28 protein-coding genes are annotated in these 25,258 nt (G+C 71.3%); 7 read left to right on the top strand and 21 right to left on the bottom strand.

Annotated features, from left to right (window positions below):
- Positions 1-16: 16 nt before the first annotated feature.
- From OG251_RS15970 to OG251_RS15900, 15 genes are all read right to left on the bottom strand, one after another.
- Positions 17-1,654 (bottom strand): penicillin-binding transpeptidase domain-containing protein, encoded by a 1,638-nt coding sequence (locus tag OG251_RS15970; protein ID WP_326677810.1) that lies wholly within the window; start codon positions 1,652-1,654, stop codon positions 17-19.
- 279 nt (positions 1,655-1,933) lie between these two features.
- On the bottom strand, positions 1,934-3,190 hold the full coding sequence (locus OG251_RS15965; RefSeq protein ID WP_326677809.1) for a tyrosine-type recombinase/integrase: 1,257 nt from the start codon (positions 3,188-3,190) through the stop codon (positions 1,934-1,936).
- A gap of 82 nt (positions 3,191-3,272) precedes the next feature.
- The gene (locus tag OG251_RS15960) at positions 3,273-3,494 is read right to left on the bottom strand and encodes a helix-turn-helix transcriptional regulator (protein WP_326677808.1); all 222 of its coding nucleotides are present in this window, start codon (positions 3,492-3,494) and stop codon (positions 3,273-3,275) included.
- Between the two features lie 184 nt (positions 3,495-3,678).
- Positions 3,679-4,887, bottom strand: coding sequence for a DUF3631 domain-containing protein (locus OG251_RS15955; protein WP_326677807.1), 1,209 nt, complete (start codon positions 4,885-4,887; stop codon positions 3,679-3,681).
- A complete protein-coding gene (locus OG251_RS15950; protein ID WP_326677806.1) occupies positions 4,884-5,240 on the bottom strand; it encodes a hypothetical protein in 357 nt (118 codons plus the stop codon). Before OG251_RS15950 ends, OG251_RS15955 begins: the two co-directional genes overlap by 4 nt.
- On the bottom strand, positions 5,237-6,145 hold the full coding sequence (locus tag OG251_RS15945; RefSeq protein WP_326677805.1) for a bifunctional DNA primase/polymerase: 909 nt from the start codon (positions 6,143-6,145) through the stop codon (positions 5,237-5,239). Before OG251_RS15945 ends, OG251_RS15950 begins: the two co-directional genes overlap by 4 nt.
- A gap of 88 nt (positions 6,146-6,233) precedes the next feature.
- Positions 6,234-6,488: a hypothetical protein gene (locus OG251_RS15940; RefSeq protein ID WP_326677804.1), complete on the bottom strand. Its 255-nt coding sequence runs from the start codon at positions 6,486-6,488 to the stop codon at positions 6,234-6,236.
- Positions 6,489-6,497: 9 nt separating this feature from the next.
- Entirely contained in the window at positions 6,498-6,764 is a 267-nt protein-coding gene (locus OG251_RS15935; RefSeq protein WP_326677803.1) for a hypothetical protein, read from the bottom strand.
- A 345-nt stretch (positions 6,765-7,109) separates the two neighbouring features.
- Positions 7,110-9,122 (bottom strand): plasmid transfer protein TraB, encoded by a 2,013-nt coding sequence (gene traB, locus OG251_RS15930; RefSeq protein WP_326681281.1) that lies wholly within the window; start codon positions 9,120-9,122, stop codon positions 7,110-7,112.
- Between the two features lie 65 nt (positions 9,123-9,187).
- Entirely contained in the window at positions 9,188-9,796 is a 609-nt protein-coding gene (gene traA / locus OG251_RS15925) for a plasmid transfer protein TraA (RefSeq protein ID WP_326677802.1), read from the bottom strand.
- Between the two features lie 90 nt (positions 9,797-9,886).
- Positions 9,887-10,366 carry a hypothetical protein gene (locus OG251_RS15920; RefSeq protein ID WP_326677801.1) on the bottom strand — a complete coding sequence of 160 codons (480 nt, stop codon included), beginning with the start codon at positions 10,364-10,366 and terminating at the stop codon, positions 9,887-9,889.
- A 97-nt stretch (positions 10,367-10,463) separates the two neighbouring features.
- Positions 10,464-10,916, bottom strand: coding sequence for a hypothetical protein (locus tag OG251_RS15915; RefSeq protein WP_326677800.1), 453 nt, complete (start codon positions 10,914-10,916; stop codon positions 10,464-10,466).
- Positions 10,917-10,965: 49 nt separating this feature from the next.
- Complete coding sequence (locus OG251_RS15910; protein ID WP_326677799.1) at positions 10,966-11,844, bottom strand: DUF2637 domain-containing protein; 879 nt, start codon at positions 11,842-11,844, stop codon at positions 10,966-10,968.
- The gene (locus tag OG251_RS15905) at positions 11,841-12,284 is read right to left on the bottom strand and encodes a Pycsar system effector family protein (RefSeq protein ID WP_326677798.1); all 444 of its coding nucleotides are present in this window, start codon (positions 12,282-12,284) and stop codon (positions 11,841-11,843) included. Before OG251_RS15905 ends, OG251_RS15910 begins: the two co-directional genes overlap by 4 nt.
- A complete protein-coding gene (locus OG251_RS15900) occupies positions 12,281-12,550 on the bottom strand; it encodes a DUF6284 family protein (protein WP_326677797.1) in 270 nt (89 codons plus the stop codon). Before OG251_RS15900 ends, OG251_RS15905 begins: the two co-directional genes overlap by 4 nt.
- A gap of 548 nt (positions 12,551-13,098) precedes the next feature.
- Between OG251_RS15900 and OG251_RS15895 the strand changes: the two genes are divergently transcribed.
- Together OG251_RS15895 and OG251_RS15890 are read left to right on the top strand one after the other, a co-directional pair.
- Positions 13,099-13,872: a GntR family transcriptional regulator gene (locus OG251_RS15895; protein ID WP_326677796.1), complete on the top strand. Its 774-nt coding sequence runs from the start codon at positions 13,099-13,101 to the stop codon at positions 13,870-13,872.
- On the top strand, positions 13,869-14,438 hold the full coding sequence (locus tag OG251_RS15890; RefSeq protein WP_326677795.1) for a GNAT family N-acetyltransferase: 570 nt from the start codon (positions 13,869-13,871) through the stop codon (positions 14,436-14,438). Before OG251_RS15895 ends, OG251_RS15890 begins: the two co-directional genes overlap by 4 nt.
- A 116-nt stretch (positions 14,439-14,554) precedes the next feature.
- Here OG251_RS15890 and OG251_RS15885 read toward each other — a convergent pair whose 3' ends face one another.
- Positions 14,555-16,324, bottom strand: a complete 1,770-nt coding sequence (locus OG251_RS15885) for a dolichyl-phosphate-mannose--protein mannosyltransferase (protein ID WP_326677794.1) — start codon at positions 16,322-16,324, stop codon at positions 14,555-14,557.
- 53 nt (positions 16,325-16,377) lie between these two features.
- On the opposite strand from OG251_RS15885, the gene rsmI reads away from it, so the two are divergent.
- On the top strand, positions 16,378-17,256 hold the full coding sequence (rsmI, locus tag OG251_RS15880) for a 16S rRNA (cytidine(1402)-2'-O)-methyltransferase (RefSeq protein ID WP_326677793.1): 879 nt from the start codon (positions 16,378-16,380) through the stop codon (positions 17,254-17,256).
- Positions 17,257-17,408: 152 nt separating this feature from the next.
- Here the strand turns inward: rsmI and OG251_RS15875 are convergent, their stop codons facing one another.
- The 5 genes from OG251_RS15875 to OG251_RS15855 all read right to left on the bottom strand — a co-directional run bounded on the left by OG251_RS15875 (position 17,409) and on the right by OG251_RS15855 (position 21,374).
- Entirely contained in the window at positions 17,409-18,404 is a 996-nt protein-coding gene (locus OG251_RS15875) for a serine hydrolase domain-containing protein (RefSeq protein ID WP_326681280.1), read from the bottom strand.
- 68 nt (positions 18,405-18,472) lie between these two features.
- The gene (locus OG251_RS15870) at positions 18,473-19,396 is read right to left on the bottom strand and encodes a DUF6895 family protein (protein ID WP_326677792.1); all 924 of its coding nucleotides are present in this window, start codon (positions 19,394-19,396) and stop codon (positions 18,473-18,475) included.
- 40 nt (positions 19,397-19,436) lie between these two features.
- Positions 19,437-20,471: a DUF6895 family protein gene (locus OG251_RS15865; RefSeq protein ID WP_326677791.1), complete on the bottom strand. Its 1,035-nt coding sequence runs from the start codon at positions 20,469-20,471 to the stop codon at positions 19,437-19,439.
- Positions 20,468-21,187: a hypothetical protein gene (locus OG251_RS15860; RefSeq protein WP_326677790.1), complete on the bottom strand. Its 720-nt coding sequence runs from the start codon at positions 21,185-21,187 to the stop codon at positions 20,468-20,470. The genes OG251_RS15865 and OG251_RS15860 overlap by 4 nt, the downstream gene beginning before the upstream one ends.
- Before the next feature lie 10 nt (positions 21,188-21,197).
- Positions 21,198-21,374: a hypothetical protein gene (locus OG251_RS15855; protein ID WP_198953461.1), complete on the bottom strand. Its 177-nt coding sequence runs from the start codon at positions 21,372-21,374 to the stop codon at positions 21,198-21,200.
- Positions 21,375-21,789: 415 nt separating this feature from the next.
- Between OG251_RS15855 and OG251_RS15850 the strand changes: the two genes are divergently transcribed.
- The 4 genes from OG251_RS15850 (at position 21,790) to OG251_RS15835 (ending at position 25,186) form a co-directional block, all read left to right on the top strand.
- Entirely contained in the window at positions 21,790-22,185 is a 396-nt protein-coding gene (locus OG251_RS15850) for a hypothetical protein (protein WP_326677789.1), read from the top strand.
- A 181-nt stretch (positions 22,186-22,366) separates the two neighbouring features.
- Positions 22,367-23,233 (top strand): TatD family hydrolase, encoded by an 867-nt coding sequence (locus OG251_RS15845; RefSeq protein ID WP_073725901.1) that lies wholly within the window; start codon positions 22,367-22,369, stop codon positions 23,231-23,233.
- Between the two features lie 142 nt (positions 23,234-23,375).
- The gene (rsmA, locus tag OG251_RS15840; protein WP_326677788.1) at positions 23,376-24,269 is read left to right on the top strand and encodes a 16S rRNA (adenine(1518)-N(6)/adenine(1519)-N(6))-dimethyltransferase RsmA; all 894 of its coding nucleotides are present in this window, start codon (positions 23,376-23,378) and stop codon (positions 24,267-24,269) included.
- Positions 24,266-25,186: a 4-(cytidine 5'-diphospho)-2-C-methyl-D-erythritol kinase gene (locus OG251_RS15835; protein ID WP_326677787.1), complete on the top strand. Its 921-nt coding sequence runs from the start codon at positions 24,266-24,268 to the stop codon at positions 25,184-25,186. The genes rsmA and OG251_RS15835 overlap by 4 nt, the downstream gene beginning before the upstream one ends.
- Positions 25,187-25,258 lie beyond the last annotated feature (72 nt).

Below are 25,258 nucleotides of genomic sequence, written 5' to 3'. Positions count from 1 at the left end.
TGGGCCGGGTCGGCCGTCAGCCGCCCGCGCGCAGGACGTCCGCCACCACCGGGCCCGCCGCGTCGCCGCCGTGGCCGCCGGACTGGACGACCGCCGCCGCCGCGAGGTCGTTGCTGAATCCGGTGAACCAGCTGTTGGACGTGCCCTGTCCGTCGACCTCCGCCGAGCCCGTCTTGGCGCCCTTGTCGCCGCCGACCGAGGCCATGGCGTCCCTGCCGGTGCCCCAGGCGGCCGTCGCCCGCATCATCTGGGTGACCTGCTGGGACACCTGCGCGGGCAGGGAGCGGGACGCGGTGGCGAGCTGACGGTTGTCCAGGGACTGCGGGACGATGACGGGCTGGCGGAAGGTGCCGTTGCGGGCGGTCGCCGTGATGGACGCCATGTTGAGGACGTTCATCTGGACGGTGCCCTGCCCGATGTACTGGGCCGCGGCCACGCCGCCGGTCTCCTCCGGGACGCTGCCGTCCGCGGTGACGACCCCGGTCTTCCAGTCCAGGCCGATCCCGAAGACGTCCCGGGCCTCCTTGGCGAGGGCCGCGTCGTCCTTCGTGTCGTCGATCAGCTTGATGAAGGCCGTGTTGCAGGACTTGGCGAAGCTCTGGGTGAACGTGCTGCCGTCCGGCAGGGCGAAGTGGTCCAGGTTGTGGAACGAATTCCCCTGGTACATCACGTCCTTGGGGCACTCCGTCGCGCCGTTGGCGGTGGCGAGGCCCTTCTCGATCAGCATCGCGGCCGTCATGATCTTCAGCGTCGAGCCGGGCGCCTGCTTGCCCTGGAGCGCCACGTTGAACTCGGTCACCGGGTTGTTGGCCACTGCGCGTATCGCACCCGTGGAGGGTTTGACGGCGACCACCGATGCCTGGCCGAACTTCTTGACCGCCCCTTCGGCCGCTGCCTGGGCGTCGGCGTCCAGGGTCGTCCGGAGCTTGCCGGGCTTGCCCTTGGCCAGGGTCAGCAGCGTCTTGTCCGGGGCCTTCCCGTCGGCGCTCTCGATCCAGGTCTCGATACCGGGCGTGCCGCCGACCTCGGAGCCGTACTTCGTGCGCAGGGTCTCCAGGATCGGCCCGAGCGACGGGTACTTCTCCTTGGTCAGCGTCCTGCCATTGCGGTCGACCGCCTCGATCTGCGGGGTGGAGGACTCGCCGGTCCTCAGCGTCGCGCCCTCCGTCAGCTGCGGGTGGACCACGGAGGGCGCCCAGTCGACCAGGGCCTTTCCGGTGGTCACACCGCGCACCACGGTCAGTTCCGAGGCGTACGACCAGGGCTTGGACTTCCCCTCGTACGAGACGGTCGCCTCCACCGTGAACGGCACCTTCGTGCCGACCGCCGGGCCGGGGGTGATCACGGCCTTGCTGACGTGGGCGTCCTCGGCGAATCCGGCGAGCAGCGGCGCGGCGGCCGACTCGTTGTTGGTGAGTGCGGAGGCGCTCGTCGCGTCCCCGGCCGCCCACGCGGTGAAGAAGTCCTTCGACGTCCCGGTGATCTCCGCCTCGCCGAGCGGTCCCGTCTTCACCTCCTGGGACGTGGACTTGGTGTCCGTACCGCCTCCGCCCCCGTCATCCCCCCCGACCATGCTGTACGCCCCGTAGCCGATACCGCCGGCCACCAGGACGAACACTCCGCCGACCACGGCGACCTTCGCTCCACTGCGCATCTGTGCAGTCCCCCTCCCCAGGAGTCCCCCTTGAACGTGTTCAAAGGGGAGCTGTCGAGAACCCTAAGGGGTGGTGACGGCTGGTGAAGGCGTCGTTACCGGACCGGAATGCTGATCGGTGAGCGTTACACCCAGGTGTCCAGCCACATCCGGTCGCGCCAGGAGTCCTCCGGGATCGAGGTCCCCGTGTACAGCGGCCAGAAGTAGATGAAGCTTCGCCAAACACGGAGAAGCGGGCCCCGACCAGCGGTTTCCCTGCCGGACGGGGCCGTTTACCGCCTACTGGGCCGCCTCTGGGCCGTGATCATGGTCCCGAGAGGCACTGTAGAGGGCTTCCACGGCCTTTCGGGTGCGTCCCTCGCTGCTTGGCATCAGGTGCGTGTACGTGCGCAGAGTGAACCCCGGATCGGCGTGACCGAGGTACTGACTCAGGGCCCGGATGTTCTCCCCCGCGTCCAGGAGTACGGATGCGTAGAAGTGCCTGAGCGCGTGCATCCCGTGGTCGGGGGCGGACGCGTACCGCTCACCCTCCTCTGGCTCGGGAATGATGCCCACCGCTGCGAGGGCGGGCTTCCACATGAAGTCGTTGAAGTGGCTCACCCTGACGTGACTGCCGGCCGATCCGGTGAAGAGGAGCGACTTCGTCACGAGGGGCCCATCCGGTGTCCGCCAAGGCAGCGTGACGCTGACGGGTGGATGCGTCTCCGAGTGAGCTTTAAGGGCGTCTGCCACGGTCGCGGGCAACGGGACGTCGCGGGTCTTGGCGCCCTTTGGGAGTGCGAAGACGAACTTCCCGCGGATTCGCTTGAGCTGGTGCCCGATGGCGAGCCAGCCGCCCTCGTAGTCCAACTCGTCTTCGGAAAGCCCGAATACTTCGCCCTGTCGGAGACCGCACCCACCTGCCACGTCGACGGTCGTCCGCAGATGCTGGGGCAGAGCAGCGCGCACGCCGAACACCTGGTGAGCCGTCCACGGAATGACGCGGGTGTGGCTCGGCTTGGGCACCTGGACCGACTTTGCCTTGCACGGGTTCTTGCTGATCAGTCCATCGTCCAGGGCCGCAGTGAACGCGGCGGAGACGGTGCCGAACACGATCCGGCGATGCGAGGCGGCAGGCGCCGCCGCTTCCAACTGGCCGAGCCATGTGCGAATGTGCCCAGGCTGGAACGAGGGGAGCGGCCGGGTCCCGATGTACGGGTATGCGTGCAGCCTCAGCCGCCGCTCGGCAGCCTCGCGGCTATTCACTTCCGTCGTGTGGGTAGCGACCCACTTCTCCGCGAACTGACGGAAGGTGATTCGGCCGGCGCGCGGGTCGATGTACTGACCGCGCGCCATGTCGGCCGCTGTCTCGTTCAGCCACTGCTCGGCCAGTCGCTTCTGCTTGTCAGGAAAGCTCTTGGACTTCTCGGTGCCGTCTGGGCCGATGTAGCGGGCCCGGTAGCGGAGGCCGGTTCCGTGGCGGTCGGTCTTGATGCGAGTGGTTTTGCCGTCGGTGGTCTCGCTCTTGTACCAGCGGTCTTGGATGTGGCCAGCCAAAGGATGCTCCTGTGAGGCACGCAGTAGGGGCGCGACCGGCTGGTCGCGCCCCTACTGCTGGTGGCGGATTCTTTAGGTGAGGTCAGGCCGCGTTGCGCTCTGCCAGGCTGTTGATCCACTCGCGGACGACGGTGGGGTCGTATCGGACGTGGCGACCGACACGGAAGCCGGTCGGGCCGGTGCGTCGCTTCCGCCAGTGGTAGACGGTTTCGACGGGGACCGCGAGCATCGCAGCGAGGTCTTCGGGGCTGAGGTAGCGGTCAGGGAGTCCAGCGCGGAGCGTTTGCGTGATGGCGGTCGCCATTCGGCTTCTCCTTGGTCGCAGGGCGGGGCCTCCCGGCCCCTTCCTGTCAGGTCCGCTACCTCCGCTACCTCCGCTACCGTGCAGGTCAGAGGCTTGATCGAGGTAGCGGATGGGGTAGCGGTAGCGGATGAGTCCCGCTACCGGTCCCGGCCGTTGCGGGCGTGGGACCGGTAGCGGGTAGCGCTCAGGTAGCGGACGGGAAGAGCGTTGCCGCTACCTTTTCCGGGTCGCTGACCTGCGGGGTAGCGGAGGTAGCGGAGGTAGCGGCCCCTGAGGGGGGCGGGGGGCAGTACCGCTGCCACGCGTCGTGGAGATCGGCCGCGTAGTAGCCCTTGAGGACAGCCCCCGCGGCCTTGATGTTGCGGGCCTTGACCGGGGTGTTGTCGTCGGTCATGTACTCGCCGAGCATCTTGGCCAGGCCCCTGGAGTCGAGCGGTCGGCCGCTCATGTCCGCCCACGGCGCTTCGTCCAGCGCGCACAGCCGGTCCAGGATCGCGACGGTCGGCATGCGGTCGATGCCCGCCATGACCTGGTCGCGCAGGTCGGTCAGCAGGCGAATGCCGAGCGACCCCTTGTCGTCGGCGCGTGCGGCGGTGACCAGCTCCACGCATGCGGTGCGGGCACGCTTGGGCCAGTCGCCCCCGGCCGCGTCCGCGACGGACAGCAAGGGCTCCCACACATCGGCGGGACGGTCGGTGACGCCCTCCGGCATCTCGGGCCAGCGACCGGCGATGTCCTCGCGGACCTGGTCGGCCCACTGGGCGAGCCGGTCCCGCAGCGCGTTCCCCTCGGCCTCGTGGAGCCGCGCACGGAACGGCTCGGCCCGCTCGTTCCTCGCGCGGCGCCGCATCCGGATGATGACGGACCGGGTGGTGATCGTGTCCGGCAGATAACCGAGCCCCGCGACCGCCACGGCGGTGTAGGAGGGGAACTCCACCACCGTCTGATTGCCACCGTCGCCAATGCACCGGTAGGTGACCCCGGACCGGCGATGGCCCGCGTTCAGGAAGCCGCGCAGCTCCTCGTTGTCCCCTGCCTTGGGGCCGAAGACCGTGTCGATCTCATCGAACAGGATCGTGGGCCGTCCGGCGGGGTCGGAGACCGACCGGAACAGAGCGGCGGCCCTGGCGTTCACGGCCAGCATCGGACGCGGCACCAGAGTCTCGACCACCTCCAGCGCCCGCGACTTCCCCGAACCGGGCTCCGGGGAGAGGAACGCGAGGCGCGGGGTGGAGTCGAACGCGTCCAAGAGGTGCGCGTGCGCGTCCCACAACGCGACCGCCACGTAGGCGGCCTCACGGGGCAGCACGTTGAACCTGCGGTGGAAGGCTTCCACCTCGTTCAGCAGGGCGGCACCGTCGATGGGGTCCGTGGTCTGTGCCGGGGCGGTCATGCGGCGCTCCTCCTGGACTGGGCGGGAATGGTGTGCGGGCACTGTCCAACGCGTGCGCGGGTGGCGAGGTTTGTGACGGCCTTCCGGCCGCGTGCGCGTTCGAAGCGGCCGCAGGCGCACAGCCAGTCCGCCATGGGGATCTCGTTGCGGCCGAGCCCCCGGACGCTCAGGCCGGGGCGGATGCCGGTCACGGTGACCGTGCGCGGATCAGGGAGAACAGCAACGGGGACGGCCTGACGGCCGACGACCTTCGGCGCCCTACTGCCGGATGCGGCCGGGGCCGGTCCGGCGATGCTGGGCCCGGCGGGGTGTTCCGGGAGGCTCTTCAAGGGGAAGCGGGGAGGGGTGCTCATGCCGTCCTCCGCTGCGGGTTGTGCGCGATGGACCAGTTCAGACCGCTGCGCACGGTCGAGCGGCACTGGCGTGGCGAGAGTCCGGTCCACTCCCCTGCCTCCTGAAGAGCCTCCTCGACCAAAGGCCGGGGGAGGTCGCCCCACGAGATGAACCGCCCCAGGGCTCGCGCCGCCGACAGCAACGTGCGGTCGCGCTCTCCCTCCTGAGCGGATCGCACGCTCGCGGTTTCCGCCCTGAGAGCGGCAGCGGCGTACCGGGACGCCTTCGTATCGGACGGCACAGCCGCCAGCCCGCGCCTGGCCTGACGGAGCGACAGAAGGCTGTACAGCCAGTCCGGGAGGGGCGCGGGGGGTGTGGGGTCGGTGACGGTGTAGGGGCCGGTTGCGGTGAAGCTTCCGGCGGCGACGACGTATCCGCCGTGGGCGCGGGTGTCGATGAGCTTGCCGAGCCTGCCCGCGCTGTTCGCCAGCCTCGTACCGGGCGGGGCGGTGAAGTAGAGGTGGTGACCGCCGCTCGCGGTCCGGGTCCGGTAGGTGATGGGCACCGGCTGTCCGGCGCGCTCGCAGAGCGCCTTGAAGGCCGTCGCGCCGCAAGGCGTGTCCGTGCTGCTGTTCGCCTTACGTTTGGGCACGTCCAGGTCGATGACGACAAGGCCGGAAGGCCCGGTCGCCAGCCCGATATTGAACGGGCGGTCGGCCCACGCCCGGCGGATGCGGTCCGGGTCGATGGTGGCCCGGTCCTCCCACTTGCGGTGACCACCGGAACAGTCCCCGATCAGGGGGCAGACGGATTCACCGTGAAGCGCCGGCCGCTTGTCTCCGGGCCGGAGCGGGAAGACGTACCAGCCGCGGGTGGCGGCTCGTAATGCTGCGGACAGCAGCGGGTCGGGATGGTCATGCGTCATGCTGGTTGCTCCAGTTCTGGTTGCTGGACGAGGGCGGCCCCGGTTCATTGGTGTGAGAGGGGGCCGCCCTCGGGCGTGTGGGCTGGGGCTATGCCTGGTCGGTGGTGGGCGGGGTGTCGAGGGCGCGGGTGGTGTCGCAGGGCCACGTGGCGGCCTGGCCCGTGGCGTCGGCGCAGGTCCCGCAGACGCCGTCGAAGTTCTGGTGGAGAGCGCGCACGCGGGCGATCGTGGCGGCGAGGTCGCGTTCGGCCTTGGCTCGCGCGGCGGAGACTCGGCCTGCGGCCCTTCCGCGTTCGGCGTCGGCCTGGCGGCGGGAGTAGACGGACTGTCGGCGGTTGGTCATCGGGTTCTCCTAGAAGGGGGGTTCGTCGCTGTATCCGGTGCGGGATCCCCGTCGGCGGGTGATGCGCGGGAGGGGGACCAGGGTCCAGCGGCGGTCCTCGTTCCAGCAGGTGCAGGGGTCCCAGTCGCTGCCGTCGTACTCGCCGGTCTCGGGGTGGCCGTACTCGCGCTCGATGCCGCCGTGGCCGTCGCAGGTCCGGCAGTCGGGGCGGGGGGTGTCGGTCAGGATCAGCGCGGGTCGGGGCCAGTCGATGTACTGGATACGGAGTCGGAGCACGTGTTCCTCACGAGGCTTTGGGGCCGCTGGGGCGGCGGGGGATCTTGGTTGTGGTGGTCGAGGGGCGGGCGCCGCTCTCGGGGTTCCACCGTCCGGGGCCTTGTTCGGTCGGGGTGGTCGGTCCCGGGCGTCCGGGGCCGCGGGGGCTCATCCGGACGGTGAGCGTGTACGGGTGGGATCGCATGCGGGTACCCTCCGAATCGGGACGCCCCCGCTTGCTTCGGGGGCGTCCCTTCTGGTGTCAGGCTCGGTGTCACGCGGGTGTCAGGGCGTGGTGTCAGGGCGCGTGACACCCGCTCCTGCCTAGGGGTTTGGGTGTCACGGGGGTCGTGACGGTGTCAGGTGTCACGCGGGTGTCAGGGCGGGGACGATCCGCCACCGGCCGGTCTGGGTCGTCGGCTCCAAGCGGCCTTCCATCGCAGCGTCGCGGAGCCTCGCGGACACCCACGGGCGGGAGTACCCGTTGGCGTCGCACCAGTCCATGAAGTCCTTCGGGCCGACGACCATCTGTCCGGCCGTCTCGAACTGGTCGAGCGCCCGGGCGAACAGCTCCCGCGCCTCCTCCGGGGTCGGCTTGTGCCCGGTGTCCTGACCGAACAGCGGGGTGTCGTCGCCCTGCTTGGCCGGGGGGAGGTCGCTCTCGGGGTCCATGGCCGCGTCTTCCGGGTCGAGCTGGGAGCCGGTCACGATGTCGTCGTCCTGCTCCTGCATGAGGGGCTGCTGCTCCGTCTCGGTCGTGGGGGTGCGGCCGGTGTACGCGCGGCCGACGACTGCCTTCGCCGCGCCTGCGGTGATCGGGTCGGCGGTGGCGCCGTTGCGCACAGCCCACTCGGCCAGCGTCTCCATGAGGGACACCGACTTGCCCGTGAACTGCTGGGTGCGGCCGGGGCTGGCGTAGCGCTCCGGGGCGATGCCGGAGCTGACGATGTAGCAGTAGCCGGGTCGGCGGTTGCCCCATGCCCCGGGGTGGGCGCCCTGATCGATGACCGACTCCGGAAGCGAGAAACCCTCGTCGCGGGGGTCGCAGCCGAGTGCGATCACGGACGGGAGGGAGGCCCGGGTGCTGGTCGACATCTGGTCGTAGGACGGGCGCTGGAGCGACACGATCAGCGAGACGCCGGCGGACCGGGCTTCCTGCGCGATGCCGGTGAACGCGTCGTCGCCGAGCGCCCGCAGCGTGTTCGCTGCTTCCTCCATCCACGCGACCATGTACGGCATCCCCTCGCAGCCGCACGGGGCGCGGTCGGGGCGGCAGGAGTGCGCCGGGGTGGTCTGCTTCTCCGCGGCTGCGGGGGTCCACTGCCGGTAGGAGTGCTTGCCGAGCCACCCGGTCCGGGCGGGGATGACGTGCTGAAGCGCTTCCACCATCGCTTCGGTCCCGGGCCCACCCTCGACCGCCCAGTCGTATGCGGGCAGTAGGGGCCGGAAGTCCTGGAAAGCTTTCGGGTCGGACAGCCACATCACGACGTCGCGGCGGGACAGGATCTCGGTCATCAGGTTCAAGGCGGCGTCGCCCTTGCCGGACCCGGTGCCGCCCGCGATCAGGAAGTGGCTGGCGTTGCGGTGGGCGTCCGGGTCTCCCGGCAGCCAGACCATGAGGGGCGATCCGTCGTCGTACTGGCCGATGATCAGCGGGTCCATGATGCTGCCGCCCGGTGTGGACGGCCCCTCCCACTCCTGCGCCTCGCCCAGCATGTCGCGGGGGACGATGACCAGATTGCCGCGGCGCGCGGAGTCCGGGTCGGGCTGGTACCGCACCGCCGACTGCGGGAGGTCCAAGGCGGACGCGATCCGCACCAGGGCGCGGGCCACGTCGTCGTTGGTCTGCGTCCCGCCCTCCAGAGCGAGCGACGCGGTGACCCGGTTCGGCTCCACCTCGGTCTTCCCGATCTTCGCCTTCGCCAGGCCGACCTTTTCCAGCAGGCTCTTGTCCGCGGACTCGGTGGGCGCGGGCGCGGCATCCGAGGCGCTGCGGAGCGCCATGCGGACGTTCCAGGACAGGGCGAGGACGGCGCCGCCCATGAGGTAGGTGTCGGGCAGGATGCCGGACAGCGGTCCGGCGAGCGCCGCCCCGGTCACCCATGCCGACCCTGCCGCCACGGTGATCGCGGAGTGCAGACGGCGCTGTGCGCTGGTCTCGCGACCGGCCCACCACGTGGCGCCGGTCAGGGCGACGGCGGAGAGGGTCAGGCCGACACCGGCCGCGGCCGATTCCGCCCACATCAGGTGGGCGCCGGACCCGACGATGCCGACTCCGGCGGCACCGAGCCACGGCGGCAGGTGCGGCATCGCCCGGTGCAGGAGGTACGTACCGACGCCGCTCGAACTGCGCCGGGTGGTGTGGTCCGTGGTGTTCATTGCTGCTCGCCTCTTCTCCAGATAGCGCTCGACATCCCGACCGTCCTGGTCGACCCACCGGTAGCTCACTGCTGGCCCCAGCTCATGCGCGGCTGGTAGACGCTCCGGGGCTTGGCGCGGTGGGCGTTCAGCTCACCTTCGTACTCCTGCGCGAAGGAGGAGTAGCAGGCCGCGGCGAGCTTGGCCGCGTTGCGCAATTCGTCGGCGGCCTTCTGCATCTTCCGGCTCACCTTGAAAGCCCTGATCTTCGCGCCGCCCATCCGGCCCTCCGGGTCCGGGACCGTGCCCAGCACGGCCTTGAGGATCTCGGCGCCCATGGCCACCTCGAAGGAGAGCATCACGGCGGCGGCGCGCAGCGTGTTGCAGTAGTCGCGGATCTGCGCGGGGCTGCTGAACTCCGGTGCCGGAAGCAGGCTCTGCGACTTCCCGCCGTCCCGGGGGCCGGGCACGTTCTTGGTGGTGTTGACCGTGACGTTGATCGGGGGGACGAACCCGCTGGCTACCCCGCCGACGAATCCGCCGGCCGCGGCGCCCGCGTTCGTGAACTTGTTGTCGCGGGTGCTGCTGCGAGGGCTGCTGCGGCGCCCGCCGGTACGGGGCGGGGCCGTAAACGGCTGCGACGCCTGGTGCCGGGCGAAGTTACGGGCCTGATCGGCGCTACTGGTGCCTGTCATTGCGGTCTCCTGATGTGGTGGCGGGCCGGTCTGTCCGGTCCCTCTGCCGGTCCCGGGCCCGTGGCCGGTACCGGGGGCGACAGAGAGCCGTCAGCGGACGTGCGTGGTCGACCGGCCGAACCAGCTGGCCCGGTTGGTGACGGTGGTGTGGTGGACCGTGGTGCGGCCGGGACCGAGTGCGGGGGCGATTCGGGACGCGACGACCGCGACCGCTGCCCACATCACGACCGTCCCGAGCCCGGTGGCGGCGCTGAGGAGCTGACCGGCGCCGAGCAGGAGCTGACAGGCTCCCCACCCCGCGCCACCGGCGAGCAGACCGCCCGCGGCGATGCGCTGCGCCCGCGGGTCGAGAAGGGGCTGAGGGGTGAGGTCACGGGGCTGATAGACGGCCGGGGTGGTCGGCAGGTGCTCGCGGAGCACCGCGACCATGCGGCCCTCGGGTCCGGGAACGTAGACGACCGTGCCGGACTGCTCGCCGTGCAGCTGCACGGCGCCGGTGAGGGGCGCCGCCGGGACGGTCGGCCAGCCCGGAGGGACCTGTACGGCCGGGGCGGGGAACTCCTGGTTCATGTCGGCCCTTTCATGGTCTGGAGGTGCAGGAGGGGAGTGCCCCGGGCCCGATTCGATCGGGCGCCCTCACGGCGTGGATGCCGGGGCTGTGGTGCGGTCAGGCGTCGTCAGCGCGGATCTGCTCGCAGTCCGCGCACATCGGCACCTGCCAGTCCTCGTCGTTGACTTCCCAGGCGAACGGATCGCGCCTGACGCTCACGTCCGGCTTCGCCTCATTGCAGAACTCGCACGTCATCGGGGTGGCCTTTCGGTAGGCGGTGCTGTGCTTGGCGTGGTCGGTGATGATCGAGGTGAGGCGGGCAAGGTCGCGGCTGGTCGCGCCAGCAGCGGTGATGGCAGCGCCGCATCCGTCTGCGGGGCAGGCGAGGATCACGTCCGGGGTGGGGCGGACGCCTCGGGCGAGGAAGAGCCCGTTGGCGAGGATCGACAGGGCGACCGGGGCGATGGCTTCAGCCCGGACGCCGTAGGTGGTCAGGTCATGGGTGATGAGCGCGGCGACGCCGAGCGAGGCGGTGATGGTCGCGGCGGGGAGGTAGCGGAGTGCCTTCATCGGTGGCCCTTCCGGGGCTGTGGGGTCAGGAATGGCGGAAGCGTGGCCATCACATGGCCCCGGCTCCGACGGCCCGCAGGCGCGGACGGGAGGACTCTTCGTCGTCGCGGACGGTGAGGATCTGCTTGCGTCCCCACGACTCGCTCATGCCGAATGCCTCGCCCAGCGCACGGGCACTGAGCGGGCGGTCCGCCTGTGCGGATTCGACGTACGCACGGCGTGCGTCCTGCCGCATCCGCTCCAGCTCCGCTTCCTCGAACTGCTCCCGGGCCAGCACTTCGTCGGCCGCATCGGTCTCGGGTGTGCGGAGGGTGTGCGGGGCGTGCGGATCAGGGGCCCGCACCGTGTCCGTACGGGCTGCGACCTGCGCAGACGGTTCCATGGCGGGCAACTCGGCACGAGGCTCGGCCGCTTCGGTAACCGGTGCGTGCGTGGGGTGTGCGGTGGTGTGCGGCGCGGGTGCGGATTTCTGCCCGTCCAGCCCCCGCACAGCCTCTGCCGGAGCACTGTGGTGCAGCACCTTCGCGACCAGATCCGACCCGAAGAAGATCGCGCCGACCGGCAGCGACGTCGCGACGAGCACCAGAAGGTAATGAGCGAAGTCCCAGTCCGCGAGGCGGACCATGCCAATGTCCGGGTCGTGGAGCGCGGGGACCAGGCCGTGCACGTAGTTCAGGACCAGCGACGCGGCGGTATACCCGCCCAGGACCTTGAGGGCGAACGTTCGGTCACTGTCGGTCAGGACCAGGGTGGCGATCAGCGCGAACGCCATGAGGCCGTCCACGACGAACGGGTAGAGCAGGGACCCGGTGCTGTCCGCACCGATCGCGCGGGCCACGTCCCGCAGGGCGTTCCAGGAGACGCGGAAGGCCATGCCGACCACGGCGACCAGCGCGGCAACCAGGAGGATCTTTCCGGGGTGCTTCACGCCGCCACCCCGGTGATCGCGGCGGCGACGGCCAGCAGCACTCCGGCCGTGCACGTCAGGTCGACCGCGCGGCGCAGGAGCCTGAACTTGGCGACGGCGATGCGGGAGAGGTTCGCGATGTCCTGCCCGCGCCGGTCGGTGTCCAGCGTGGTCCGGATCTCCTCGGCGGTGAGCGTCGCCCACAGCGGGAAGCCCGACACAGAGGCCCCGGACGTGTTCGGCCGGACCGCCCGCAGCAGCAGGAACGCCGCGGACACCAGCAGGACCACACCCAGCCCACCGACCACGTAAGCGGCGGCCGGCAGATCCGCGTCCTTCGCCACCGTCCACACACCGGCCAGCAGCGCGCCGATGAACGCCAGCAGCAGCCCCGTCTTGTTGTCCGTGCGGGCGATCTCCGCCTTCACCTCGGCGTGCGCCGCGTCCAGAGCGGCGCTCACGCGGCACCGTCCGTCAGCGCCACGTCGGCGGTGCGGTTCGCCAGGTTCCGGCGTTCGGCAAGGACCCGGTTCCGGGCCCGGCGGATACGCCGCTCGTCCAGCACGGAGGCCGGACGGTCCAGAGTCGTGATCTGCGCGTCCAGGAGCTCGACTTCCGCCGCGATGAGCGGGAGCTCCAGGTCGATCGCGTCCAGCTCAGCGGCCGACGGCTCGTAATCGAGCGAAGCGGCCGTAACAAGGGCTTGAAGTGCAACGATGGTCTTCATGGGTCGTTTTCTCCCTAGCAGGTGTGACGGCCCAGACAGCGGCCCCGGTGCTCGAACACCGGGGCCGCGCGCCGTCTACGGATGAAGCAGGAGGGATACTCCGGCTCCCCTCTGCCCCGCCCGTACGACCCAGAGGCCGGACGGGCGGGGGAGGCAACCGGCCGCAGCATGAACCTGCTGCGGATAGGTATGGGGTTGCGCTGTACCTCACGCGAGAGATCCCGCGTGGCCGCCTACTTGACCGAGGAGAGGCGGCGTGATCCCCATTCAGTTGTCAAAGAACAGACCCTCCCCGGCAAGCGCGGTAACCCCTGGTGAGAGGGGTTCTCGTCCTCACGAGACCCGCCGGGCGCTCTGCGGTTGTGCAAGTCGAAGCAGCCCAAAGAAGGGCCCCCAGACGCAGGCGGGCACACCTAAAGGTGTTGCACCGCTTGCTCAACTTGTTGGTACAAGTTGATGTAGTGATGCTGCACCCCGGGATGGCCTGCCGTCAAGCGCTTGGAGCCCACATGTACCAACAAGTTGCGCGAGTGCGTCATGATGAAGGCATGAACAAGCAGCCGAAGTACCGGCAGGTGGCCGACGCCCTACGTCGCGAAATTGATAGCGGGACCTATCCGCCGGGCGGTCGGCTGCCCTCCGAGAGCGAGCTTTCCGACCGATTCGATGCCTCACGGAACACTGTCCGGTCTGGGCTGAACTTGCTGGTCAGCGAGGGGCTGATCTCATCCAGCCAGGGGCTCGGGTATGAGGTCCGCAAACACGAAGTGTTCAAGTTGAACGCCAGCCGCTTCGAGAATCTGACCTTCCCGCAGAACGGTGATGCGTACAGCACCGACGTGGTGAACGCGGGGCGCAAGCCGAGTCAGACGTTCCGTGTAGAGCTGACGCCGGCATCCCCGTACATCGCGGAGCGGCTGATCGTGGACGAGGCGTCCAGGGTCGTTCTGCGCTTCTGTCATCGCTTCGTGGACGAGGTGCCATGGTCGACACAAGCGACGTACTACCCGGAATGGCTGGTCCAGGCCGGGCCCCGACTCACTGAACCTGGTGACATCGCGGAAGGGACGACGCGCTATCTCGCCGGACTTGGGGTTGAGCAAGTCGGCTACTTCGATGAGATCGCAACACGGATGCCGACCCCGGAAGAAGCGAGGCTTCTCGACGTAAGCCCCGGCGTGCCTGTCCTCTTGTGGACGCGCACGGGGTACTCGGACGAGCGGCCTATCCGGTGCACGATCACGACCTTCCGGGGCGACTTGAACCGCATGACCTATGAGATCGGTGACCTGTCCGCCCGCAGCGAGAGCGAGCCCAAGTGAGAATCACACTTGCTCAGCCCACCGACCTGCCCAAGCTGCTTGCCTTCCGAGAAGAAGCGGCGGCCTGGCTGCGCGAACTCGGCTCAGATCAGTGGAGCCGCCCATACCCGGCGGACCGGCTGCTGACCACCATTGAATCCGGGACGGTCTTCATGGTGCGCGACGGTGCGACGACTGCCGCGACCATCACCCTGACCCCTGAAGCTGAGGGCGGGCTCTGGACGGATGAAGAGCTGAGCCAGCCGTCCGTGTTTATCAACAAGCTCACTGTGGCCCGCACGCATGCCGGACAGGACATCGGCGGACGGCTACTCAACTGGGCGGGCGACCGGTCATATCGTGCCGCGGCCGTATGGCTTCGGCTTGACGCGTGGACGACGAACGCAGGGCTTCAGCGCTACTACCTGCGGCAAGGGTTCTCCCATGTGCGAACCGTCACGGAGGGCGGCGCCATCAATGGGGGGCCCCGCGTTTCGGGGTGGCTTGCTCAGCGACCGGCACAGGCGGCGACTCACGGCTTTCTGGATGAAACCCCAGCTCCTGAGCCCGTGCCACTCTCGCACTGACCAGGATGCCGGGCCGTCTGTGGGCCGTCCGAGGGGCGCCAGTGGTCACCACGGATGGCCAACAACTACCAAGTGGGCGTGACCGTCGGTCATGCCCACTTGGTGGTTCCGCCCCGCTACACCCAGGTGTCCAGCCACATCCGGTCGCGCCAGGAGTCCTCCGGGATCGAGGTCCCTGTGTACAGCGGCCAGAAGTAGATGAAGTTCCAGACGATCAGCAGGACCAGCACGCCCGCGGCGATAGCCCCCAGCGTCCGGCGTCTCTCGCCGTTCGGGTCGTCCCGCCTCAGGCCCAGTTCCGCTCCTGCCCCGGTCCCCGCCGCCGGGCCCAGGATGGCGCCGATCATCATCGACACGGCCAGACACAGGAAGGGGACGAACACGACCGCGTAGAACAGGAAGATCGTGCGCTCCTGGTAGAGGAACCAGGGCAGCCAGCCCGCCGCCACCCCGCAGGCGATCGCGCCCGCCCGCCAGTCGCGCCGGAAGAACCACCGCCACAGCACGTACAGCAGCGCGAAGCACGCCGCCCACCAGAGCAGCGGGGTGCCGATGGCAAGCACCTCGGCGGCGCACTTGCCGGTCGAGGACTCCGTGCAGCCGCTCTTCTCCTCGTAGAAGTACGAGACGGGACGGCCCAGGATGATCCAGCTCCAGGGGTTGGACTGGTACGTGTGCCCGGAGGTCAGGCCGACATGGAAGTCGTACACCTGGTTCTCGTAGTGCCACAGGCTGCGCAGCCAGTCCGGCAGCCAGGTCCAGCTGCCGCCCTTGCCCTCGGTCGCCGCCCAGTTGCGGTAGTACCCCTTGTCCGTGACGATCCAGCCGGTCCACGAGACCACGTACGTGCCGATCGCGACCGGCACCGTGGAGACGAACGCGGGCAGCAGATCCCGTCGCGCCACCGCCCGGTACGGACGCACCGCGCCCGCCGTGCGCCGTGCGGCCACGTCCCACAGCACCGCCATCACGCCGAACGCGGCCAGGATGTAGAGGCCGTTCCACTTCGTGGCGAACGCCAGGCCCAGCATCACGCCCGCGCCGATCCGCCACGGCCGCCATCCCAGCCGCAGGTCCTCGGCGATCCGGTAGTCCGGGCGCAGCAGACCCTCCTCCTCGTCTACCGGCAGCGCGGCGGCCAGTTTCCGGCGGGCCCAGTCGCGGTCGATCACCAGGCAGCCGAAGGCCGCCAGCACGAAGAACATCAGGATCAGGTCGAGGAGCGCGGCGCGGCTCATCACGAAGTGCAGGCCGTCCACCGCGAGGAGCAGGCCCGCCAGACAGCCCAGGAACGTCGAGCGGAACAGCCGCCGGCCGATCCGGCACAGCAGCAGGACGGACACCGTGCCCAGCAGCGCGACCATGAAGCGCCAGCCGAACGGTGTGAAGCCGAAGAGCTGCTCGCCGATCCCGATGATCCATTTGCCGACCGGCGGATGCACGACATAGCCGGGCTCGACGGGGATCTGCACCCCGGACGGATTCTGCAGGATCAGCTTGTCGACGTCCTTGGGCCAGGCCCCCTCGTACCCCTGGTTGATCAGCGCCCAGGCGTCCTTGGCGTAGTACGTCTCATCGAATATCACCGCGTCCGGCTTGCCCAGGTTCCAGAACCGCAGCAGCCCGGCGACCAGGGTCACCAGCAGCGGACCGCCCCAGGCTGACCAGCGCACGATCCGGTCCGCGAGCGGTGCGGGCACCCCGAGCACCGCCCACAGCCGGGGTCCCGGGCGGGTGTACGGCGGCACCAGCCGCTCGCGCAGCCCGGTCTCCGGCCGGGGCGTATGGCCGAAGCGGCGCAGCCGCCGCTGCCAGGAATGCGGCTGTTCGCCGTGCGGATCCCCGGCGTCGTGGCCCTGCTGGGCTTCGGGTGCGGTACTCGTCACCGCGCCATCGTAGGGAACGCATCTGTGCGAGGTGTGCCGCCGGGGCTGGGAGGATGACTGTTGTGACTGGAACGACTGGAACGCTGGTACTCGCAGGGACCCCCATCGGCGACGTGGCGGACGCCCCGCCACGGCTCGCCGCCGAGCTGGAGAGGGCCGATGTCGTCGCCGCCGAGGACACCCGGCGGCTGCGCCGCCTCACCCAGGCGCTCGGCATCCACACCACGGGGCGTGTCGTCTCCTACTTCGAGGGCAACGAGTCGGCGCGCACGCCCGAACTGGTCGAGGCGCTGACCGGCGGGGCGCGGGTCCTGCTGGTCACGGACGCCGGGATGCCGTCCGTCTCCGACCCCGGCTACCGGCTCGTCGCCGCCGCCGTCGAGAAGGACATCCGGGTCACCGCCGTGCCGGGCCCGTCGGCGGTGCTGACGGCTCTGGCCCTGTCCGGGCTGCCCGTGGACCGGTTCTGCTTCGAGGGTTTCCTGCCCCGCAAGGCGGGCGAACGGCTCGGCAAGCTCCGTGAGGTCGCCGACGAGCGCCGCACGATGGTCTTCTTCGAGGCCCCGCACCGGCTGGACGACACGCTGGCCGCGATGGCCGAGGTGTTCGGCGCGGACCGGCGGGCCGCCGTGTGCCGGGAGCTGACCAAGACGTACGAGGAAGTGAAGCGGGGCCCGCTGGGCGAACTCGCCGTCTGGGCGGCGGACGGGGTGCGCGGTGAGATCACCGTCGTGGTCGAGGGCGCCACGGACTCCGGCAACGAGGACCTGGACGCCGAGGAGCTCGTGCGCCGGGTGCAGGTGCGCGAGGAGGCGGGGGAGCGGCGCAAGGAGGCCATCGCGGCGGTCGCGGCGGCGGCCGGACTGCCCAAGCGGGAGGTGTTCGACGCGGTCGTCGCGGCCAAGAACGCCGCGCGGCCCCCCAAGCCCTGACGGGCCGGTCAGGCTCGGGACGTACGGGCCGGTCCGGTACGGGGAGGGTCCTGACCGGTCCGGTACGGAGAGGTCACCTGCCGGTCCGGACCCGCGAGGCCACCTGCCGGTCCGCATCCGCGAGGCCCCGGCCGGTCCGGACCGCGCACGCCTCAGAGGCGTTCCGTCAGCAGGCCGTGGATCGTCGCGATGAACGGGTCGGTCCTGTGCACCCGCCGGGTGGTCACGGCGGCCACGGCGGTGCCGGTGTCCGGGCGGAAGCCCAGGAACGCCTGCTGCCCGAGTGTGGCTCCGGCGTGGAAGTACACCGGTCCGCGCGGTGACGGATGGCGGAACCAGGTCAGCGTGTGCGTGTGGGCGTGCCGCAGACCGCGCCGCAGCAGCGGACGCCGTACCTCCGCGAAGGCGGCGGCCAGCGGACGCGTGGGCGCCACGGCACCCGGAAGGTGCGCCTCCAGGAACGTGAGCAGGTCCAGCGGGGTCGCCCGCACCGCTCCGGCGGCGGTGAACCCGCCGGTGTCCAGCGCGGGCACCGGACCGCCGTCGCGCCGGTGCCCCACCGCGTCGCTGCCCGGCGGCCCCGGGCGTGGCCGGGTGCCGTCCAGCCCGAGCGGGCCCAGCACCTCCTGCTGGAGCAGCGCCTCCCAGGGCATGCCGGTGGCGGCGGCCAGGGTGTGCCCGAGTACGGAGACCGCGAAGTTCGAGTAGTGCCAGCGGGTGCCCGGCCGGTGCCGGGGGCGGGCGCGGAGGAACGCCCGGACGACCCGGTCGGCCGGGTAGCCGCTGTACGGCGCGGTGGACCACCGGGGCAGCGCCTGCGGGTAGAAGCCGGCCGGCGCCCCGGGGAGGCCCGAGGTGTGGGTGATCAGATGGCGCAGGGTGATGGCGCGCACGGCGGGATGCACCGGGTGGCCCGGTGCCAGCAGTCCGGCCGCCGAGTCCTCGTACCGCACCCGGCCCGCCGCGACGAGTGCGGCGAGCAGCAGCCCGGTGAAGGGCTTGGACGCGGAACCGAGCTCGTAGTGGAGCCGGTCGCGCGGTACGCCGCCGGGCGGCACGGCGCCGTACTGGAGGGTGCGGTGGCCCCGGTGGCTGAGCGCGATCACGAGGCCGGGCGAGTCGATGGTCCGGGCGGCGTCGGCCAGCAGCCGGGTCCCCCCGTCGCCGTCCCGGGACGGACGCCCGGTGGGGACCCGGCGGACGTCCTGCCGCGCCGTCACGCGGGGGCCGGGGCGGCGAGGTCGGACAGGGCGCGGGACAGGGCCAGCGCCGAGGCGAACGCGGCCACCAGCGTCGGGTGGTAGACGAGGTCGAAGACCGACTCCTCGTCCCCCTCCGGCATGGCGCCGATCGCCGGCATCGCCCCGTCCGGCTGCTGTGCCCCGGCGAACGCCTGCCAGGCGGCCGGGTCCAGGGTCGGCCGCGGCAGGCAGGCGTCGACGACGAGCAGTTCGCCCAGCAGGTCCCAGCGGCCCAGGTCGAGCCAGTCGTCCAGCCACACCGGCAGCCAGAGGGCGAGGTAGTCCGCCACCTCGGCGGGCAGCCCGGCCGGGTTCGCGCCCCAGTCGGTCAGATGGAAGACCGTGTGGGTGATGTCGTAACCGATGTTGCCCTCGACGGTCCAGGGCTCGGGCCGCCGGGACAGCCAGGTGCGCCGGTACGCCTCGTCGACCGGCATGCTCGGCTCCACTCCGAAACGGCGCTCCACGGCGCTGAGTCCGAGCCGGCGCACCGGGACGACCTCCAGCGCGCCCCAGCTCGTCAGCCGGTGGTTCAACCGGACGGCGGCCTCCAGGGACGGCTCCCGGAACCCCAGCTCCCGGAACGGTACGTAGACCTCCATCGGAATGGGGCAGAGCGGTTCGCGCCGCTGGCCGTCGACCAGCCGTGCTCCCGAGCCCAGCAGTTCGTGCCAGGCGTGGTCGAGGAGTTTGCGCGCCAGGTCGGCCTGCCGGGAACCGGCGACCCCCTCCCGGAAGATGACCTTGCTGATCATGGCCAGCTCGCCGAGCGGCTTGAACCGGTCCAGGACACCCACCTCGGGTGGCGGGTCGTCGTCCAGCCGGAAGCCCGCCCGGTGGTCGTACAGCCACCCCAGGGCCCGCGCGCCCACGTCATGGATCTGCTGGATGCCGCTCATGCGGCAGCTCCCTTCGTGCGGCTGGTGCGGCTCATGCGGCTCATGCGGCGGCCCCGGTCTCCGCCGTCGCGGCGTCCGGCCGGTGCGCGGTGAGCCGCTTCAGGGACAGGGCTGCGGCGAACGCGGTCACCAGGGTGGAGTGGTAGCAGGCGAGGAAGGGGTACGGGTCCGGACCGGTGCCCGCACCACCCGGCGGGGCATCCTCCGGAGAGACCGGCGGACCCGTCTCCGGTACGGCGCCGCTCGGCGCCTGTGCGGCGGCCAGTGCGGGCCAGGCCGCGTCCAGCAGCGCCGAGGGCGGCTGGCCCGGCAGGGCGGCGGCGACCGCGAGCAGCTCGCCGGTCAGGTCCCACTGCATGCTCTCCAGGCAGCCGTCGACCCAGGGGGGCAGCCAGGCCCGCAGATAGGCGTCGATGTCGGGGGGCATCCGCTCGGGGACACAGCACCAGTCCGTGATGTGGAAGACGGTGTGGGTCAGCGCGTAGCCGGAGGGTCCCTCGAACATCCATGGCTCGGACAGCCCGCCCAGCCAGGTGCGCGCGAGGACCGGGCCCGGGTCGGTGTGCGGGGCGGCGCCGACCCGCCGCTCCGAGTTGATCAGCCCGAGCTCCCGGTTGGCGTGCTGCTCGGTGTGGGCCCAGCCCCGGGTCGAGGAGAGCGTCCCGGCCAGGCGCTCGAAACCCTCGTGGCGCAGCCCGTGTCCGGCGAAGGCGGCGTAGATCTCGTACGGGTACGCGGCGAAGGGTTCGCCGCGCAGCAGCTCCAGCAGCAGGCCGCCGTCGTGCACCTGCTCCCACGCGAAGGCGATGAGTTCCCCGGCCGTCCCGTGTTCCGGGGTGTCCGGGTCGGTGCTGCGGCGGATCGTGGTGCAGAGCTGGGCCAGCTCGCCCAGGGGTTTGAGGGTGTCGTTGACCTTGGTGTGCGGCTCCAGTACGTCCTGGGGGAGTACGAAGCCCGAGCGGTGGGCGTCGGCCCAGCCGAGCGCGCGGCGCAGTACGCCCGGCAGTACGGACAGCGCCGCGCCCGCCGTGCCGCCGGGCTGTGCGCCGAGGCCGGCGGGCGCCGATGCCGTCACCGCGCCCGCCCCTCGGCCATGAGCCGGGCCGCCCGCACATGCAGGATGACCCGGGGGTCCGGGCCGCCCATGAGCTCCACGAAGTCGAGCCCGCGCTCCAGGCCCAGGCTGTCGGGCCGGCCGTCCAGCGAGGCCAGCCAGCGGCCGGCTCCCGCCGCCTGGAGCCAGTTGCGCCGCCGCACCGCGCGCACGAACCCCCGGGACAGGTCGACGACCCGGTGGGCGGCGGCCCGGTGCACGGCCGACGAAGCGGCGGGGACGGCGAGCGGGGCCAGTACGGAGAGCTGATGGGTGAAGGCCTGCCAGGGGGCCGCTTCGAGCCAGGCCGCATCGGGTTCGCCGGTGCTGTGCCCGGCGGCCGGCGGCTGTCCGGTGGCGGTGGTGGCCGGTGCCGTCCGGTGCAGGGCGGACATCATGCCCCAGTGGCTCCAGGCCGTGGCGTCGGAGGAGTCGGGCCGGGGCGGGAATTCCCGCACGGCACGGTGGAGTACGGCAATGTCTCCGGGATGCGGATTGTGCCCGTGCAGAACACTGGGCAGCAGCAGATCGGCTCCGATGACGCGTACCGCGGCAATTCCTGTCCGGTTTCCCTCGTCGATTCCGGCGGCGCCGCAAACCATGGCGAGGTGGTCCCCGCTCCGAAGAGCGAGGACCACCTCTGTTGCCAGGTCATGCACGGCACCCGCAAGGGGGGACGAAGCATGTGACTGGTCCATGTGCTACCGACTAGCCCTTCTTCGGGCGGGGGGTCGGAGGCGCGAGCAGCAGGAGCGAGCCGCCTCCGAGGAGGGCGAGGTACGCGCACTCGCGCGAGTCCCGGTAGAAGCCTTCGGCCTCGCCCGGGTTGAGCGCCGCGTCGAGGTCGATCTCGATGTCGGTGGCAGTGGATTCGGTGGTGAACATGGGTTGTTCCCCGTCCTGTGGGAAGTGGGGTTCTGCGTACGGTCCGAGTGAAATGCACGAAATGTAAAGCCGCAAATCGGATAGGCCGACCGGGAAAATTACTCATTCAATTGAATGTGAATTCTTATCGCTCGCGTAAGTCAATGGCCTGGGGAAACGCATATTCCGCTCACTCGGCCGGGGGGTAGTGCGCGGGGCGCATTCAGCCCGGTGCGGGCGGCGCGCAAGGGCGCTCGGTGCGCGGCCGGTCACGGGCGACCCTGTCCGGCGCCATGCGGGGGCAAAGGGCGGCCCAAGGAGGCCAAGAACGCATCAATGCTGGCCCTGAGCTGGTGCGTCCGCCCATACGGAGGTGTCCACTGGAGGGTGACGGGCAATCCCCGGAGTGCTTGTCCGGCGGACAAGAGGAGCAGGTATGAGCGAGATCGCAGCAACCACCGTGCATGAGGCGTACGCCTTCGCCTGCATGCGGTGCGGATTCGGCTGGGAACAGGCCTACGAGATAGAGCACCACGTCGACGGCTCCGGCAATGCCTTCGTGGTCTACAAGGCGGACGGGGAGCGGGTGCCCTCACCGCTGTCCACTCCCACCTGCACGAACTGCGGCGGCCATGTGGTCCGGATCATGCGGTCCGGCCGGGTCTCCAGCGTGCAGCAGCTGCTCCAGCGCCAGCAGATCCCGAAGACCCCCAAGACCTCCAGGTCCGCGGCGCCCGCCGAGGGCGACGAGGTCGCCGCGGTCGCCGCGGCTCCGGCGGCGTCGCACCACTGGCATCTGTCCGACCTGCTGCATCCCTTCCACCGCCGGTAGACGTACCGGCCGGTCACCCCGCCCGCCCGCGGGCGGGCGGGGTGCGCGCAGTCGGCCCGCCGGCCACCCCGTGGCCGGCGGGCCGGTCCACGTGCTGGGCGGTCCGGCGCCGCGGCCGTCGGCGGTCCGGGCCCCATGTCGCCGGTGAGCGCGCCGCGCACGTCCTCGTACGATCGTGGGCATGAGCCGTACGGAAGCCCCGCCGCTGCCCGAACCCCTGCGGGTTCCGGTCGCCGATTCGCACACCCACCTGGACATGCAGGACGGAACCGTCGAGGAGGGCCTGGCCAGGGCCGCGGCGGTCAACGTCACCACCGTCGTCCAGGTGGGCTGCGACGTCGCGGGCTCGCGCTGGGCCGCCGAGACCGCGGCGGCCCACCCGGCCGTGCACGCCTCGGTCGCCCTGCACCCGAACGAGGCGCCGCGCATCGTGCACGGCGACCCCGACGGCGGGTCGCGGCAGGGGGTCAGGGCGCCGGGCGGGAAGGCGGCGCTCGACGAGGCACTCGCGGAGATCGACGCGCTGGCCGCACTCGACCACGTACGCGGCGTCGGCGAGACCGGCCTCGACCACTTCCGTACGGGCCCCGAGGGCATGGCCGCCCAGGAGGAGTCCTTCCGGGCCCACATCGAGATCGCCAAACGGCACGGCAAGGCCCTCGTCATCCACGACCGCGACGCGCACGCGGATGTGCTGCGCGTGCTCGCCGACGCGGGAGCACCCGAGCGGACCGTGTTCCACTGCTACTCCGGCGACGCCGACATGGCCCGGATCTGCGCGGACGCCGGGTACTTCATGTCCTTCGCGGGCAACGTCACCTTCAAGAACGCCCAGCCGCTGCGCGACGCGCTGGCCGTCGCCCCGACCGAGCTGGTCCTGGTCGAGACCGACGCCCCCTTCCTCACACCCGCCCCGTACCGGGGGCGCCCCAACGCGCCGTACCTCATCCCCGTCACCCTGCGGGCCATGGCGGCCGTGAAGGGCCTCGACGAGGACACGCTCGCCGCGGCGGTCTACGACAACACCGCGCGGGCCTTCGACTACTGAGGCCCACCGGAGCGCGCTCCTCCCCGGGGGCGCGCACCGAGGGCCGAAGGGGCCTGCCCCCGCGCCTCCCGCTCCATCAGCGGGGGGCGCGCACCGAGGGCCGAAGGGGCCTGCCCCCGCGCCGCGGCCGTAGGCTTACCGGGTGAGCAGCACAGAGCCCGACGCCCTCCTGGGCCCCGCAGACATCCGCGACCTGGCCGCCAAGCTGGGCGTACGCCCCACCAAGCAGCGCGGTCAGAACTTCGTCATCGACGCCAACACGGTCCGCAGGATCGTGCGCACCGCGGAGGTCCGCCCGGACGACGTGGTCGTCGAGGTCGGCCCGGGGCTCGGCTCGCTGACCCTGGCCCTGCTGGAGGCGGCCGACCGGGTCGTCGCCGTGGAGATCGACGACACCCTCGCCGCCGCCCTGCCGGCCACGGTCGCCGCCCGGATGCCGGAGCGTGCCGACCGGTTCGCCCTGGTCCACTCCGACGCGATGCTCGTGACCGAGCTGCCCGGCCCGCAGCCGACGGCCCTGGTGGCGAACCTGCCGTACAACGTGGCGGTACCGGTCCTGCTCACCATGCTGGAACGCTTCCCCAGCATCGAGCGGACCCTGGTCATGGTCCAGGCCGAGGTGGCCGACCGGCTGGCCGCGCGGCCCGGCAACAAGGTCTACGGCGTGCCGTCGGTGAAGGCCAACTGGTACGCGGACGTCAAGCGCGCCGGGTCCATCGGCCGGACGGTCTTCTGGCCCGCGCCGAACGTCGACTCGGGGCTCGTCTCCCTGGTCCGGCGCACCGAACCCCTCCGCACCACGGCGAGCCGGAAAGAGGTCTTCGCCGTCGTCGACGCGGCCTTCGCCCAGCGCCGCAAGACGCTGCGCGCCGCGCTGTCCGGATGGGCCGGTTCCGCGCCCGCCGCCGAGGCCGCGCTGGTCGCCGCGGGGATCTCCCCGCAGGCCCGCGGCGAGGCGCTGACGGTCGAGGAGTTCGCCGCCATCGCCGAGAACAAGCCCGCCGTGGCCGCCGACGTCCCCGGGAGCAGCGAGTGAGCGGGACGGCCCGTCCGACGGCCGGGAGCGTCACCGTCCGCGTCCCCGCCAAGGTCAACGCGCAGCTCGCCGTCGGCGCCGCGCGCCCCGACGGTTTCCACGACCTGGCCAACGTCTTCCTCGCCGTCGGTCTGTACGACGAGGTCACCGCCACCCCGGCCGACGAGCTGACGATCACCTGCTCCGGCCCGGACGCCGCCCAGGTCCCGCTGGACACCGGCAACCTCGCCGCCCGCGCCGCGCTCGCGCTGGCCGCACGCCACGGCATCGCCCCCGGTGTGCACCTCCACATCACCAAGGACATCCCGGTCGCGGGCGGCATGGCGGGGGGCAGCGCCGACGGGGCCGCCGCCCTGCTGGCCTGCGACGCCCTGTGGGGCACCGGCGCCACCCGCGAGGAACTGCTCGCCATCTGCGCCGAGCTGGGCAGCGACGTCCCCTTCAGCCTGGTCGGCGGGGCGGCGCTCGGCGTCGGACGCGGTGAACAGCTCACCCCCGTCGAGGTCGGCGGCACCTTCCACTGGGTCTTCGCGGTCGCCGACGGAGGGCTCTCCACCCCGGCGGTGTACGGCGAGTTCGACCGGCTCACCGCCGGTAGGGACATCCCCGCGCCCACCGCGTCCGAAGCGCTCCTGGACGCCCTGCGCTCCGGCGACTCCGGCGCACTCGCGGCGACCCTGAGCAACGACCTCCAGCCCGCCGCGCTCTCCCTGCGGCCCTCGCTGGCCGACACCCTCGCGGCCGGCACCGGGGCGGGCGCCCTGGCCGCGCTGGTCTCCGGCTCCGGGCCGACCACCGCGTTCCTGGTGGCGGACGAGGCATCGGCCCGCAAGGTGGCCGATGCCCTGCTCGGCTCCGGGACCTGCCGGAACGCGCGGATCGCGGTGTCGCCCGCCCCCGGTGCGACCGTCGTCTGACCCCCGGTACTCAGACGCGAATTGAGTACGGTCGCGCTCCCGCCCCCGGGCGATCGGCGCGACCGTACCCGT

The sequence above is a fragment of the Streptomyces sp. NBC_01237 genome (assembly GCF_035917275.1).
GTDB lineage: Bacteria > Actinomycetota > Actinomycetes > Streptomycetales > Streptomycetaceae > Streptomyces.
The sequence above is the reverse complement of the archived record's forward strand: the minus strand, read 5'-3'. Positions and strand labels throughout refer to the sequence as shown.